At 67.4% G+C, this 14,166-nt stretch carries 11 protein-coding genes; 3 read left to right on the plus strand and 8 right to left on the minus strand.

Annotated elements, in window-relative coordinates:
• Positions 1 to 69: 69 nt before the first annotated feature.
• Genes shc through hpnA form a run of 6 tightly spaced genes read right to left on the minus strand, consistent with a single transcriptional unit; the run spans position 70 to position 7,113 of the window.
• Complete coding sequence (gene shc, locus QP803_RS13160; RefSeq protein ID WP_284943926.1) at positions 70 to 2,007, minus strand: squalene--hopene cyclase; 1,938 nt, start codon at positions 2,005 to 2,007, stop codon at positions 70 to 72.
• A 10-nt stretch (positions 2,008 to 2,017) separates the two neighbouring features.
• Entirely contained in the window at positions 2,018 to 3,262 is a 1,245-nt protein-coding gene (hpnE, locus tag QP803_RS13165; RefSeq protein ID WP_284943927.1) for a hydroxysqualene dehydroxylase HpnE, read from the minus strand.
• On the minus strand, positions 3,259 to 4,131 hold the full coding sequence (hpnD, locus tag QP803_RS13170; protein WP_284943928.1) for a presqualene diphosphate synthase HpnD: 873 nt from the start codon (positions 4,129 to 4,131) through the stop codon (positions 3,259 to 3,261). Before hpnD ends, hpnE begins: the two co-directional genes overlap by 4 nt.
• Positions 4,128 to 4,958, minus strand: a complete 831-nt coding sequence (hpnC, locus tag QP803_RS13175; protein ID WP_284947911.1) for a squalene synthase HpnC — start codon at positions 4,956 to 4,958, stop codon at positions 4,128 to 4,130. Before hpnC ends, hpnD begins: the two co-directional genes overlap by 4 nt.
• Positions 4,959 to 4,972: 14 nt before the next feature.
• Positions 4,973 to 6,112, minus strand: coding sequence for a glycosyltransferase (locus QP803_RS13180; protein ID WP_284943929.1), 1,140 nt, complete (start codon positions 6,110 to 6,112; stop codon positions 4,973 to 4,975).
• Positions 6,109 to 7,113: a hopanoid-associated sugar epimerase gene (gene hpnA / locus QP803_RS13185; protein WP_284943930.1), complete on the minus strand. Its 1,005-nt coding sequence runs from the start codon at positions 7,111 to 7,113 to the stop codon at positions 6,109 to 6,111. The genes QP803_RS13180 and hpnA overlap by 4 nt, the downstream gene beginning before the upstream one ends.
• Positions 7,114 to 7,279: 166 nt before the next feature.
• Here hpnA and QP803_RS13190 point away from each other — a divergent pair, with 166 nt between their 5' ends.
• The 3 genes from QP803_RS13190 (at position 7,280) to QP803_RS13200 (ending at position 10,535) form a co-directional block, all read left to right on the plus strand.
• A complete protein-coding gene (locus QP803_RS13190) occupies positions 7,280 to 8,260 on the plus strand; it encodes a lysylphosphatidylglycerol synthase domain-containing protein (RefSeq protein ID WP_284943931.1) in 981 nt (326 codons plus the stop codon).
• Between the two features lie 61 nt (positions 8,261 to 8,321).
• Entirely contained in the window at positions 8,322 to 9,398 is a 1,077-nt protein-coding gene (locus tag QP803_RS13195) for a type III polyketide synthase (protein WP_284943932.1), read from the plus strand.
• Entirely contained in the window at positions 9,399 to 10,535 is a 1,137-nt protein-coding gene (locus QP803_RS13200) for an NAD(P)/FAD-dependent oxidoreductase (protein ID WP_284943933.1), read from the plus strand.
• A 12-nt stretch (positions 10,536 to 10,547) separates the two neighbouring features.
• Here the strand turns inward: QP803_RS13200 and pheT are convergent, their stop codons facing one another.
• Both pheT and pheS read right to left on the minus strand, forming a co-directional pair.
• Positions 10,548 to 13,010, minus strand: coding sequence for a phenylalanine--tRNA ligase subunit beta (gene pheT, locus QP803_RS13205; RefSeq protein ID WP_284943934.1), 2,463 nt, complete (start codon positions 13,008 to 13,010; stop codon positions 10,548 to 10,550).
• 4 nt (positions 13,011 to 13,014) lie between these two features.
• Entirely contained in the window at positions 13,015 to 14,082 is a 1,068-nt protein-coding gene (gene pheS / locus QP803_RS13210) for a phenylalanine--tRNA ligase subunit alpha (RefSeq protein ID WP_284943935.1), read from the minus strand.
• Between the last annotated feature and the right edge of the window lie 84 nt (positions 14,083 to 14,166).

The raw sequence follows: 14,166 nt of genomic DNA on the forward strand, positions 1-14,166 counted from the left end.
GCCCAGCGCATCAAGCCAGGGGGGGTGAAGGTGAGTTTGTAAACCTCTCGCCGGCCCACGACTCCAAACTCAAAACCCCCAGGAGACCTGGCGGGAATTGCCCTGCTGCAAGTTGCGATACCGCGCCATGGCCAGCAGTGGAAAGAACAGCCGGTAGCCGTGATAGCGAAGGTAGAAGACACGCGGGAAACCAACCGCGTTATAGGGCGCTTCGTCCCACTCGCCGTCCGTCTTTTGCTGCGACGTCAACCAAGCGATGCCGCGCGCGACAGCCTCATGGTCCGCCTCCCCCGCGGCCATCAGGCCAAGCACGGCCCAGGCTGTTTGAGACGGCAGGCTCTGGGTAAATTCGCCGGGCGGCGCACCCTCGAAGCTCGCACAATCCTCACCCCATCCGCCCTCGGGCCGCTGCTTGGCGAGCAGCCAGTTCACGGCGCGGCGGATCATGGGCTCGTCATGCGGCACGCCGGCAGCGTTGAGGGCGCAAAGCACGGACCATGTGCCGTAGATGTAATTGGTGCCCCAGCGGCCGAACCAGCAGCCCGCCTCCTCCTGGTCCATGCGCAGATAGGCAATCGCGCGCGCGATCACCGGGGCATCCTCGACATGGCCCAGTTGGCCCAGGAAGGACACGCAGCGCGCCGTGACATCGGCAGTCGGCGGGTCGAGCAGCGCGCCATGATCGGCGAAGGGAATATGATTGAGGAAGTCGTGGCTGTTATCGGCGTCAAAGGCGCCCCAGCCGCCATTGCGGCTCTGCATGCCGATCACCCAATGGCGGGCGAGTTCCACCGATGCGGCATGCTCCGGCGCGCCATTGCGGTGCAGCAACATCGCGACCATGGCCGTGTCATCGACATCGGGATAAAAGTCGTTGTTGTATTGGAAGGCCCAGCCGCCCGGCGGCACGTCGGGCTTCATCTCGGCCCAGTCCCCCCGAACTTCGGTGATCTGGCGGCCCTTGAGCCAGGCGCAGGCCTCTTCCAGCTCTGCCGTGCCCGGCCCATTCGCCTCGACCATGGCATGCGCCGCGAGACCAGTGTCCCAGATCGGGGAGAAGCAGGGCTGGGCATAGGCCTCCTCACCCTTGTCAGTGACGAGATTGCGCACGGACAGCCAGGCGACGGCGGCATCGGGATGTTCGGGCGGATAGCCCAGCGCGTCGAACATCATCACCGTATTGGCCATGGCAGGGTAGATCGCACCTAACCCGTCCTCGCCATTCAGCCGCTCCCCCACCCAGCGCACCGCCGCCTCGATATGGCGTTGGCGCCGGTTCTTCGGGAAGCGGGGCTCGGCCCGCTGCATCACCGAATCGACCACTTTGAAGAAGCGGCCCCAGCCGTTGCGATAGGGGCCACGAATCCAGTCCGTCACTTCCTCGGCCGGCGTCACGAACAGCTCGGCAATGGACACGCCCTTGGGGTTCCGGGCACGCGGCTTGAGGGCCATCAGCACCAGCAGCGGCACCACCACCGTGCGCGACCAATAGCTGACCTTGAGGAGATGAAACGGAAACCAGCGCGGCAGGCCCATGATTTCCACGGGCATGACGGGCACGGCCCGCCAGGGCACGACGCCGAACAAAGCCAACTGGATCCGGGTGAAGACATTGGTGCGCTCGGCGCCGCCGGCGGCCAGGATGGCGGCGCGGGCACGCACCATATGCGGCGCATCCGCATCGTCGCCGATCGCCTTCAGGGCGAAATAGGCTTTGACGCTCGCCGAAATATTGAGGTCGCCACCGTAATACAGCGGCCAGCCGCCATGCTCGCCCTGGATGCGGCGCAGGTAGACGCCAATTTTTGACTGCAATTCAGGATCGACGCGATCGAGGTAATGCTCAAGCAGCACGTATTCCGCTGGAATCGTGGCATCCGCTTCCAATTCGAAGACCCAATGCCCGTCCGGCTGCTGGCGGTTCCGAAGCGCTGCCTCCGCGCTTTCAATGGCGACGGTCAGGTCCTCGGTCGAAATGCGAGACTCCAAGCTTATGTCGTGCGGCATGATCGCCAAATTACCTCATCAGCAGGCGCGCAGCTGCGTCACCTGAGCGAATGGCCCCTTCAATCGTCGCGGGCAGACCGGTCGCCGTCCAGTCTCCCGCAAGAGCGAGATTGGCGATCCCCGCTCCGTCCGCCGCAGGTCTGCGTTTTTCCTGCTGAGCGGTCGCGGCGAATGTCGCCCTCTTTTCCTTGACCACACGCCAAGCGGGCATGGCCTCCGGCAAGACCGGATACGCCGCTCGTACATCCGGCCATACCTCCATGGCAAGTTTTTCGGTAGGAATATCAATTAGACGGTTGGCGGCACTGATCGTGACCGAAACGATTCCAGACTTGGCGAAGACCCATTCGGCAATGCCACCCAACACCCCCACGAAGGGCGGTGCGTCCGGCTCGGCCTGGGTCACGTAATGCACGTTCAGGATGGCCTCGAAGGCGTCCGGCACCGTCAATCCGGGCAGCAGACCGGCGGCGACCGGGGCCGACACGGCGAGCACCACCGCTTCGCCATCGGCGACAGGCACCGCCCCATCGCTGAAGACCAGGGCCGACACCGCGCCACCCGCCCGCTCCATCGCCTGGACACGACGGCCGAAGGTGATCTCGGCGCCACGGCTGTGCAGCCATGCGAGCGCCGGGTCGATGAAGCTCTCCGACAGGCCCTCACGCGGCACCAAAGGCCGGCAAGCGGCACCGCCACGCGCCAGTGTTTCGCCGACAACCGCTTGCAGCAGGGGCGCGAGGCCGCTGTCCGGTAGCGTGTTCAGTGCCGCGATGGCCAGCGGCTCCAGCAGCTTGCGATACAGCGGCCCGGCACCACCGATCGCCTCGGCCACCGTGCCCCGCGCCGTCCGCAGGCGCAGAAGGGCCAGATAATCCCGCCATCCGGTGCCGGGCACGCGGCGACCACGATCGAAAATCCAGAAGGGAACACGCCCTTCATCCAGGCGCAGGGTCCAGCGCGATCCGTCCGCCCGATCAATGAAGGGAAAGACCGGCACAGCGGGCCCGACCATCGTCTCGGTCGCGCCGATACGGGCCAGATACGCCGCCGCCGCGCGGTTGCCGGACAGCAGCAGATGATTGCCGTTGTCGATTCGGCAGCCGAGCTCGCGATCGAAATAAGAACGACAGCGACCGCCGGCGGCGGGACCCGCTTCATACAGCGACACCGCGCAGCCCGCCTCGGCCAGGCGCATCGCCGCCGCGAGACCTGCGAGGCCCGCACCGACGATATGGACGCGGCCAAACGTCAAGCGGTCATCACCCGGAGGCCAAACCACAGCTTCTGCCATTTCGGCAGCCGCACCCGCTGCTCGGGATGCAGAAAGCCGGTCTTCTCCATGCGCGTCAGCAATGCCCGGTAGGGCGCCGCCATCATACGCGCCGGCTTCATGGCGCGCGGGTCACAGCCGGCCATCGCCTCCTCCGCGCCGCGAAAATGGTCGCGCGCCAAAGCCGCCAGACGTGTGCAGAGTGCAGGGAGGCCGGGCGCCGTGAGCGCTGCCGTCGGATTTGGCGGCACCCCCTCCTCCGCCAGCCATTCGCGCGGCAAATAGAGTCGCGAGCGCTCCGCATCCTCGCCGATATCGCGCAGGATATTCGTCAGTTGCAGCGCCCGGCCGAGGCAATAGGCAACACGGTCTGCGGCGGGTGAGGCATCGCCGAAGGCGCGGACGGACAGGCGGCCCACAGCACTGGCAACCCGGTCGCAATAGAGGTCGAGCGTCGCGAGGGACGGCGCCACAATCTCCCGCTCCGCATCCATTTGCATGCCATCGATGATGGCCAGGAAATCCACGATGCGAAGGTCGAAGCGGCGGTAGGACAGCAGCAGCATCCGCGTCAGCGCATCGTCCGAGCGGCCTTCGGCCAGGGCATTGACGCGATCGCGCCAGCCATCCAGCGCTTCGCGCTTGGCGACCAGGGCGCCCGGCTCATCCGCGATATCGTCCACGACGCGGCAGAAGGCATAGATGGCATAGACCGCCGCGCGCCGCTCCGGCGGCAGCATCCGCATGCCGTGGTAGAAGGACGAGCCGGAGCGGCGCACCAGCACCTCGATCGCGTCGAGGTCGGCGGGACGCGCCCCAAGCGGCGGCGGCTGAAGTTTCGACAGGCTCACAGCACGTATCCTATCCCACCGACGAGCGCGAAGAGCGCGTCGATCTTGCTCAGCTTGACACGCCGGGCCAACGGATCGCCCTGACGCAACCGCGTGGTCAATCGCCGCGACAGGTTGAGAATGACACCTGTCTCGATCCGCAGTCTGCGATCGCTTACCCGGCGGGGCAAGCGCGCGGCCTCGGCGTTCAGAGCGTCGCATTCAGCGAGCAGTCGGGCGAAGACCTGGCGCAGCGCCGCAGTCTCGGCCTTCGCAGGCAGATCGCTTACGGCCGCACCGGCGGCATTCATGAGATCGAGCGGCAAATAGCAGCGGTCGAGGTCATGCAGATCCTTCTGGCAATCCTGGACATGGTTCAGCACCTGCAGCGCGGCACACAGGGCGTCCGACGCGGCATGCGTCTCCGGCCCCTCCCCATGAACGTCGAGCACGTAGCGTCCAACGGGCATCGCGGAATAACGGCAATAGTCCAGCAGCTCCGCCCAGCTCTCATAGCGGCTTTTGGTCGCGTCCTGGCGAAAGGCGATGAGCAGATCGGTCGCATGGCGCGGCGTGACACCGGTTTCGGCGAGGCTGGCGCGCAATGCGCTGGCGCTGGGTGAGCCGTTCTGCCGCTCTCCCAACAACACGGATTCCATATGGTCGAGGCGCGCGATCTTTTCCTCGGGCGGCAAAACCGGGCTGTCGCCGATATCGTCCGCATTGCGAGCAAAGGCGTAATAGGCATGGACATGCCGCCGCAGATCCGGGCGGATCAGGATGGATCCCACCGGGAAATTCTCGTCGCCGCGATCCTTGCCGGACCAGCTCTCGACGTTCTCGGTCATGGTCTCAGTCACGATCAGAGTTCCGCCCCGTTTTCCACATAGACCCGGTTCTTCCACATCACGCTGCGGCCGCGCGCGTGATTCAACGCCGAGCCGACTGTCGCCGCCATGTAGAACAGGGCGATGAGGGGAAGGAAGAGGGCCCAGAGCGGGGTCAGCGTGTAGCGGCGCAGACTGGGCAGGAAGCTTGCCGCCATCAGCATCCAGGCGCCCAGGCCGAACCAGCGCGCGAGGCCATGGGCGAAGATGGCGGCTGCCGGCGGCAGCAGCCAGACCAGCAGCATGCCGAGCACCGTGCCCAGCAGCTTCACGGGCGAAAAGCCGAGCTGCACATAGGCGGTGCGGGCGATCATGTCCCAGATGTCGCGGAATTTCGGATAACGCCGGATCGAGCGTGCGCGGCTGGTATGGCCCAGCCAGATGCGGCCGCCGCTGCGCTTCACGGCGCGTCCAAGCGCCACGTCATCGATCAGCGCGCCTCGCAGGGCCGCGATGCCGCCGATGCGGTCTAGCGCGCGCCTGCGGATCAGCACGGTGCCGCCGGCAGCCCCTGCCATGCGGCTGGTGGGATCGGCGACTTGCGCGAAGGGGTACAGCAGCTGGAAGAAATAGACGAAGGCCGGCACCAGCGCATGCTCGGCCCAGCTCTCGCAATGGAGCAGCACCATCTCCGACACCAAGTCGAGATCCTCGGCCTCGGCCTTAGCCACCAGCCGGGCGAGATGGTCCGGCTCATGGGCGATATCGGCATCGGTGAGCAGAACGAGGTCGGCGGTGCTGGCGGCGATACCCTGCGATACGGCCCAAAGCTTGCCGCTCCAGCCCGGCGGCTTCGGCGCGGCCGTGATGATCGTCAGGGGATGCGGCGCGCCGATGGCGGCCTCGGCGGCGATGGCGGCAGTGCCGTCCGCGCTGCCGTCATCGACCAGGATCACCCGCACATCGCGCAAGTTCTGCCGGGTCAGGGAGCCGATGGCAGCGGCAATAGACGGCGCCTCGTCCCGCGCCGGCACCACGATATCGACGGACGGAGAGGTCACACCTGCCGCCACCGGCGGCAGACTCGGCCCGGCCTGCCAATAGCGGCCGTGAAACAGGATCAGGCCGCACCAGATCACCAGCGCGAGCAGCGTTACGGCCGCCAGGAGGGTCATCGCTTGAGGTAGCCGTGCTCAGCAAACCAACCGATGGCGTCACGCACCGCATCGAGCGCCGGACGATAGGTATAGCCGAGATCCCGTTCGGCTTTGGCCGAGGAGAAATACATGGTCTTGCGCGCCATCTTGAGGTGGTCGCGCGTCAGGCGCGGCTCCTTCCCCGTGATCCGCGCCATGGTTTCGGCCACCACCGCTGCCGGCACCAGCGGCCCGATCGGCAGCCGCATCCGGCGAGACGGCGTGCCGGTGACCTCATCGACGAGGCGCAGCACATCACTCATGGAGATGTTCTCGCCGCCGAGAATATAGCGTTCGCCGATGACGCCGTGATCGAGCGCCAGCAGATGCCCGGCCGCGCAGTCATCGACATGCACGACGCTGAGACCAGTATCGACATAGGCCGGCATGCGGCCCGTGGCGGCGTCGCGGATCATGACGCCCGTCGGTGTCGGTTTCACGTCGCCCGGCCCGATTGGCGCCGCCGGATTCACGATGACGACCGGAATGCCTTCCTTCGCCAGTTGCAGCACCATCTGCTCGGCCAGAAACTTGGATTTCTTGTAGACGCCGGTGACCTTGTCGTAGGTCACGGGCGTGATCTCCGTCGCCGGCGGTTCGCCCTTCGGGCTCAGCCCCAGGGCCGCGACGCTGCTGGTATAGACGATACGCTCGACCCCGGCGTCTTGCGCAAGACGCAGCAGGTTCTCGGTCGCGCGCACATTGGTCGCGATCATCGCTTCGGGCACAGGCACCCAGATCCGGTAATCCGCCGCGACGTGGAAGACGTATCGGCAGCCGGCCACGCCACGGGCAAGCGAGTCGATGTCATTGAGGTCGCCCTCGATCAGCTCGGCATTCAGCCCGGCGAGATGCTTGCGCTCACTGGAGCTGCGGACCAGCAACCGCAGGGGATAGCCACGCGCCGCGAGTGCGCGGGCGACGGCGGCACCGACGAAGCCGGTGGCGCCGGTCACGAAGGTGAGATCCTGCTGGGCCACGGCCTCTCCCATCATAATCCGCGACGTGCGGCGGCGGCGATTGGCGTGCCCAGCCGCCGCCGCTATAGAGGCCGTAGCCCGCAGGGGCGCAAGCTCCGACGATGGAAATCTACGTGTTAACAGACCAGCGAGTGGACTCGCCTCCGCCGCGTGGCCAAGGACGAGCATGAAGCGCCTATCGATCGGCCTGATGCTGGCCGGGATCCTGCTTGCGATCGGCGTTGTCGTCGCCTTTGGCGCCCGGCATGTCCTGGACGCCTTGTTGTCTGTGGGCTGGAACGGCTTCGCCGCCATGGTGGTGGCGCAGCTCGGCGTGACGCTGATTCTGGCACTCGGCTGGTACTCCCTCCTGCCGAACCGACGCGTGACCGATTACGCCATCCTCTATTGGGGTCGGCTGGTGCGGGAAGGCGGCGGCCGGTTCCTGCCCTTCCTGCCCGTTGGCGGCTTCGTCATGGGCGCGCGCGCCGTGTCCCTGCTCGGCATTCCGCTGCCGCGCGCCGCGGCCTCCACCCTCGTCGATGTCGCGGCCGAATTCATGGCCGAGGTGCTGTTCGCGGCCCTCGGGCTTGCAGTTCTGTTGGCGTGGCAACCGCATTCGAGCCTGATCCTACCCGTGGGGGCCGGCGTTCTGGTGGCGGCGGTCTGCGCCATCCTGTTCATCGCCCTGCCCGGCCGTGGTATGCGCCTGGTTCGCCAATTGGCGGCGCGAATCGGCGCCGGAGAAAGCCGAGCCCTCGGGCCACTCAGCCGCATGGAAGCCGAGTTCGAGACGATCTATCGCAGCAAGGGCACCATTCTCTTCGCCATCCTGTGCCACTTTTCCGGCTGGCTTGGCTCCGCTGCCATGTCCTGGCTGGCCTATCGCCTTCTCGGCGTGCCGATTGCCCTGCCGGAAGCGGTGGCGATCGAGGCCCTGCTGCGCGCCGCGCTGAGCATGACGTTTTTCGTGCCGGGCAGCGCGGGCATTCAAGAAGCGGCCTATGCGGCGATCGGCGGCTTGTTTGGCCTGCCTGCGGATATTTCGGTCGCCGTCTCCCTGCTCACTCGCGCGCGGGACCTGGTCATCGGTCTTCCGGCGCTCCTGCTCTGGCAATGGCTGGAGCTGCGTCGCCTGCGGCGGGAACGTCAGCCCCAACCCACTTGAACGCCTGCTTCACCATTTCGTCGCTTGCGAAGGACCCGTATCCGGGTGCCTGTCACTGCCTATGGCCCAGATGACCACCGCCTATATCAATCGCATCGCGACGGCCGTGCCGACACACGATGTTCATGAGACCTTCGTGCGCTTCGCCGACAGCCTGCTCGAAGACCCTCGCCTGCGCAAACTCTTCAGCCGAATGGCCGACCGCTCGGGTATCGCGCATCGTTATTCCACACTGGAACCGGCGGCCGATCCTACGGCCGGCGCTATCGACGCCGCCGGGCTGTTCACGCGCGGGCGGTTCCCCTCGACCGGCGACCGGATGGGCTTGTTCGAGGCGGCAGCCCTGCCCCTGGCGCTGGAGGCGGTGGGTAAGCTCGACATCGGGGATCGTCGGGACCGTATCAGCCACTTGATCGTCACCACCTGCACCGGCCTCTATGCCCCGGGGTTGGACATGCAGATCGCCGCGAAGCTCGGCCTGCGCTCCTCCGTCGAGCGCAGCATGGTCGCCTTCATGGGCTGCTACGCCGCCTTCAATGCCTTGAAGCTCGCCCGCCATATCGTGCGGTCTGAGCCCGACGCGCAGGTCTTGGTGGTGAACCTGGAACTCTGCACGCTGCATTTGCAGGAGACGCAGAATATTGAGCAGGTGCTGTCCTTCCTGGTCTTCGCAGATGGCTGTGCCGCCTCCCTCATCACGGCCGAGCCGGTGGGCATCGCGCTCGACCATTTCCATGCCGCCCTGATCCCACAGACCGAGGGGCTGATCACCTGGCGCGTGGGTGATATCGGCTTCGACATGCACCTGTCCGGCCAGGTGCCCGGCGCCATCGGCGAAGGCCTGGCATCAGCGGCGTCCCTCATTCTGGATGGCGCGGACCCCGACGCCATTGACCTCTGGGCGGTCCACCCCGGCGGGCGTTCAGTGCTGGATGCGGTGGCGACGGGCCTGGCTTTGCCGCCGCACGCGCTGGAGGATTCACGCGCCGTGCTGCGCGACTATGGCAATATGTCCTCCGCCACCATCATGTTCGTGCTCGCCCGCATGATGGGGCATGGGATCGCCGGCGCGCGCGGCTGCGCCATGGGCTTCGGCCCCGGTCTGGTCGCGGAAACGATGCTGTTCCACACCGTCTAAATGAAGGCCGAAGTCGCCGTTATCGGTGGCGGGCTGGCGGGCGCGAGCTTCGCGGCCCTGACCGCCGCTGCCGGGCGCGACGTGCTGCTCATCGAGCGCGAGATCGGCCCGCATGACAAGGTCTGCGGCGAATTCCTCAGCCGCGAGGCACAGCTGTATCTCACGGCCCTCGGCATCGATCTGCCAGCGCTCGGTGCCGTTCCCATCTCGACGCTCGGTTTTGCCTTGGGGCGGCGCATCGTGTCGGTGCCCCTGCCCTTCACGGGTCTCAGCCTGTCACGCCGCGTGCTGGACGCAGCGGTGCTGAACCGCGCCGAGATTGCCGGCGCGCGGGTGTTGCGAGGTTACAGGGCGACCGGGATCTCTGATTGCGTCGTGCGTTTGGAGGATGGCGCGGCCGTGGACGCCCGCACGGTGGTTCTCGCAACGGGCAAGCACGATCTGCGTGGCTATGGCCGGCCGCCGGGACGGCAGAACGACCTCATCGGCTTCAAGATGCTGTTTCGCCTGACGCCCGCCGAGATGGCGGGTCTCGTCGGACGGATCGAGCTTACGCTCTTCCCCGGCGGTTACGCGGGCCTGCAACCGGTGGAGGACGGTCGTGCCAACCTCAGCCTCCTGATCCGGCGGGATCGCTTCGCCGAGCTCGGCCGCTCGTGGCCGGCACTGCTGGAGCGGCTGGTGGCCGAGGCACCGACCCTGGCCGACAGGCTCGTGGGCAGCGTGCCCGAATGGGACAAGCCACTGACCATCGCGGGCCTGCCCTACGGCCTCGTTGTGGGGGCGTCGGACGGGTTATGGCGCCTCGGCGATCAGGCGGCGGTCATTCCGTCCTTTTCCGGTGACGGCATGTCGATCGCCCTGCACAGCGCCTTCCGCGCCGCGACCGCTTATCTCAACGGTGAGACGGCTGCGGTGTTCCAGCGGCGCCTCGCCGCCGATCTCAGTGCGCAGGTGGGCCGCGCGACGTGGCTGTCGCGTCTCGGTGTACGACCCATTCCGCAACGCCTAATGATGGGCGCCGCCGAGGTGTGGCCGGGGGCGTTGCGGCTAGGGGCCACCGCGACACGGGTTCCAGAGGCTGCGCTGCGAGCAGCGGCGGATGACGCTTCGCTTATCCGCCCTACACAATTCTGAGGACGGACGGACCTACCTCAACACGGCGCCGGTCGCCTTGGTGACGGCGGCGACGACCTTGGCGCAGGCCTCCTCGATCTCGGCGTCCGTCAGGCTGCGATCCTTCGGCTGGAACACGACCTCCACGCCCAAGGACTTGCGGCCGGGCGCCATGCGCTCGCCCTGATAGACGTCGAACAAGGTGACACCGGTGACCAGATCGCGCACCGAAACCCGCGCCGCGCGCAGCACATCTTCGGCCGCGACAGTGACATCCGCGACAAAGGCGAAATCGCGCCGGATCGGCTGGAAGGCCGACAGCACCGGCGATGCGCGACGCCGCCGCTTCGGCTCGGGGATCGCGTCGAGGAAGATCTCGAAGGCCACGGCATGCGTCGGCAGATCGAGGGCGCGGATGACGTTCGGATGCAGCGCGCCGAAGCGGGCGAGTACCAGTTTCGGGCCTTGGCGGACCACGCCGGAGCGGCCAGGGTGATAGAAGACCGGTGCATCGGTGGTGACGCTCAGCGCCTCCAGCGGCACGCCAATCGCCGTCAGCGCCGCCCAGACATCGGCCTTGGCGTCGAGCGCGGTCACCGGGCGCGCCGGCACGAGCCAGTGGCGCGGCGTCTCCCCCACACGCAGACCGCCGGCGACCACCGCCTGCCCGCCCCTGCTGCCCTCATGGAAGGCCGGTCCGATTTCGAACAGGCCGAGATCGCCATAGCCGCGCGCGGCGTTGCGCACCGCTGCCGTCGCCAGGGTGATCAGCGGCGTCGAGCGAAGCTGATCGAGATCGGAGGCGATCGGATTGACGACCCGCAGCGCCTCCGGCGCCTCCCCGAAATGAACCGCCACGCGGCTATCGACGAAGCTGAAGGTCACCGCCTCGGCCAAGCCCCGCGCCGCCAGAAGCCGCCGCACCGTCGCCGCCCGCGCCTGACGCGGCGTGAGGGTCGCGGTCGGAACGGCGGCCATCGCCGGCAGGGACACGGGGGCAATGCGGTCGATGCCCCAGATGCGCAGCACCTCCTCGATCAGATCGACTTCGGGCTCGATCTCCGCGACGCCGGCTTGCATGACGGCAAGGCGCTCGGGCGACAGCGCCGTCGCCGGCTCCAGCGTGCCGCGCCCGGCGATATCGTTCCGCCAGGACGGGACATGGACGGTGATGCTCTGCTCGTCGCCGCCGGCAAGGCCGAAGCCCAGGCGACGGAGGATGCCCTCGGCCTCGTCACGCGGCACCTCGGCACCCCCGAAGCTGCGCAGCCGGTCGAAGCGCAGCCGCGCCGTGCGGCGCCAATCGGGTGCGGTGCCAGCCGAAACGATGTCCGAGGCCGTGCCGCCGCAAAGCTCGATCACCATCTGCGTGGCGGCGTCCAGTGCCGCCGGCATCAGCGCCGGGTCGATGCCACGCTCGAACCGCGCCCGCGCGTCACTGGCAAGCTGGTGGCGGCGGCCCGTCAGCGCGATCGGGATCGGCTCGAAATAGGCACATTCGATGAAGACCTCGGTGGTCGCCTCGGTACAGCCGGTCTCGGCACCGCCCATGATGCCGGCGAGCGAGACCACGCCCTTGGCGTCGGCAATGACGCAGTCCTCCGGCCCGACCGTGAGGTCTTTGCCATTGAGGGCGGCGAAACTCTCCCCAGCGCCGGGACGCAGCGTCAGCGTGCTTCCGGAGACGCGCGCCACGTCGAAGACATGCAGCGGGCGGCCGAGGTCGATGGTGAAGAAGTTGGTGATATCGACCAGCGCACTGATCGGGCGCAGGCCGATGGCGCTCAGCCGGTCCTGCAACCAGGCCGGGCTGGGCCCATTGGTGACACCGCGCACGGTGCGGCCGAGCACCCAGGGGCAGACCTCCGGCATGGCGATCGCCCAACCGAGCGCACTGGGGCCCTCGGCCGGCACCGGCGCCGGCGCAAAGGTCTTCAGTGTGCCGAGGCCCGCCGCCGCGAGATCCCGCGCGACGCCGCGCACCGACAGCGCGTCCCCGCGATTGGGCGTGACGGCGATTTCGATCACCGGCTCATCCAGCCCCGCCCAGGCGGCATAGCCGGCCCCGACCGGCGCATCCTCGGGCAGTTCGATGATGCCGTCATGATCCTCGCCGAGGCCGAGTTCGCGGGCCGAGCAGAGCATGCCGAGGGACGCCACGCCCCGGATTTCGCCCGCCTTCAGCACGAGGCCGGAGGCGGGGATGGTCGCACCGACGGGGGCGAAGACCACCTTGAGGCCCGCCCGCGCATTGGGCGCACCGCAGACCACGGAGACGGGGCCATCGCCGGCATCCACTGTGCAGGCGCGCAGCCGATCGGCATTCGGGTGCTGCTCGGCGGTGAGGACATGGCCGATGCGGAAGGGCGCGAGAGCGGCGCCGGGGTCGGTGACGCCCTCCAGCTCCAGCCCGATGCCGGTGAGCGTGTCGGTGATGGTGGCCAGGTCGGCTGTGGTGTCGAGATGGTCGCGCAGCCAGGACAGGGTGAACTTCATGGCCTCACATCCCCTCGTGCAGCATGGCGGGCTGATAGGGCGAGGCCCCGTAATGCTTCAGCCAGCGGATGTCGCTTTCGTAGAACAGCCGCAGATCGGAAATGCCGTGTTTGAGCATGGTGACGCGCTCGACGCCCATCCCGAAGGCGAAGCCCTGCCATTCGCGCGGATCGATGCCGCAATTGGCCAGCACCTTCGGGTGGACCATGCCGCTGCCCAGGATCTCCAGCCAGTCGCCGCCGCCGCCCAGCTCACCGGTGCGGCGGTTCCAGCCGATATCGACTTCCATGGAAGGCTCGGTGAAGGGGAAGTAGCTGGCGCGGAAGCGCACCGGCAGATTCGAGATGTCGAAGAAGGCGCGCAGGAAATCGGTCAGGCAGCCCTTGAGATGACCGAGGGTGATGCCGCGATCGAGCACGAGGCCCTCGCATTGGTGGAACATCGGGCTGTGGGTCGCGTCGTGGTCGGCACGATAGGTGCGTCCGGGCACGATCAGGCGCAGCGGCGGCGGCTCGGACAGCATCGAGATAATCTGCACGGAACTGGTATGGGTGCGCAGCACCAGCGGGTGCCCCTCATGCGTGCCGGGCAGGTAGAAGGTGTCCATGTCCGAGCGCGCGGAATGATGCGCGGGGATATTGAGGGCGCCGAAATTATACCAATCGGCCTCGACCTCCGGCCCTTCGGCGACATTGAAGCCCATGGCGCCGAAGATCGCCGCCATTTCCTCCATCGTCCGGCTGATGGGATGGATGGAGCCGCGCGGATCGGGCGCCGGCGGCAGCGTCACGTCCATCCGCTCGGCCGCGAGCCGGATGCCAAGGGCGACCGCATCGAGCATCGCCTGACGGCCCGAGAGCACGCCTTCCAGCCCATCGCGCAAGGCATTCACGGCGGCGCCACGCGCCTTGCGCTCCTCTGGGGGCACTTGACCCAAGCTGCGCAGCAGGCCGGTGATGCGTCCCTGCTTGCCCAGAAAGGCCACGCGCACCGCATCCAGCGCGCGGGGGTCGGCCGCCGCCGCGATGGCGGCCTCGGCTTCGGCCTGGAGGGCGAGGATATCATCGGACATGGGGAAGCTCCGAAATAGAAAAGGGCCGCCTCGGAAAGGCAGCCCTCTGGTTAGTCTCTGAAGCTCGATCGGCCTCGTGAGAGG

This window comes from Acidisoma sp. PAMC 29798 (assembly GCF_030252425.1).
Classification (GTDB): domain Bacteria; phylum Pseudomonadota; class Alphaproteobacteria; order Acetobacterales; family Acetobacteraceae; genus Acidisoma; species Acidisoma cladoniae.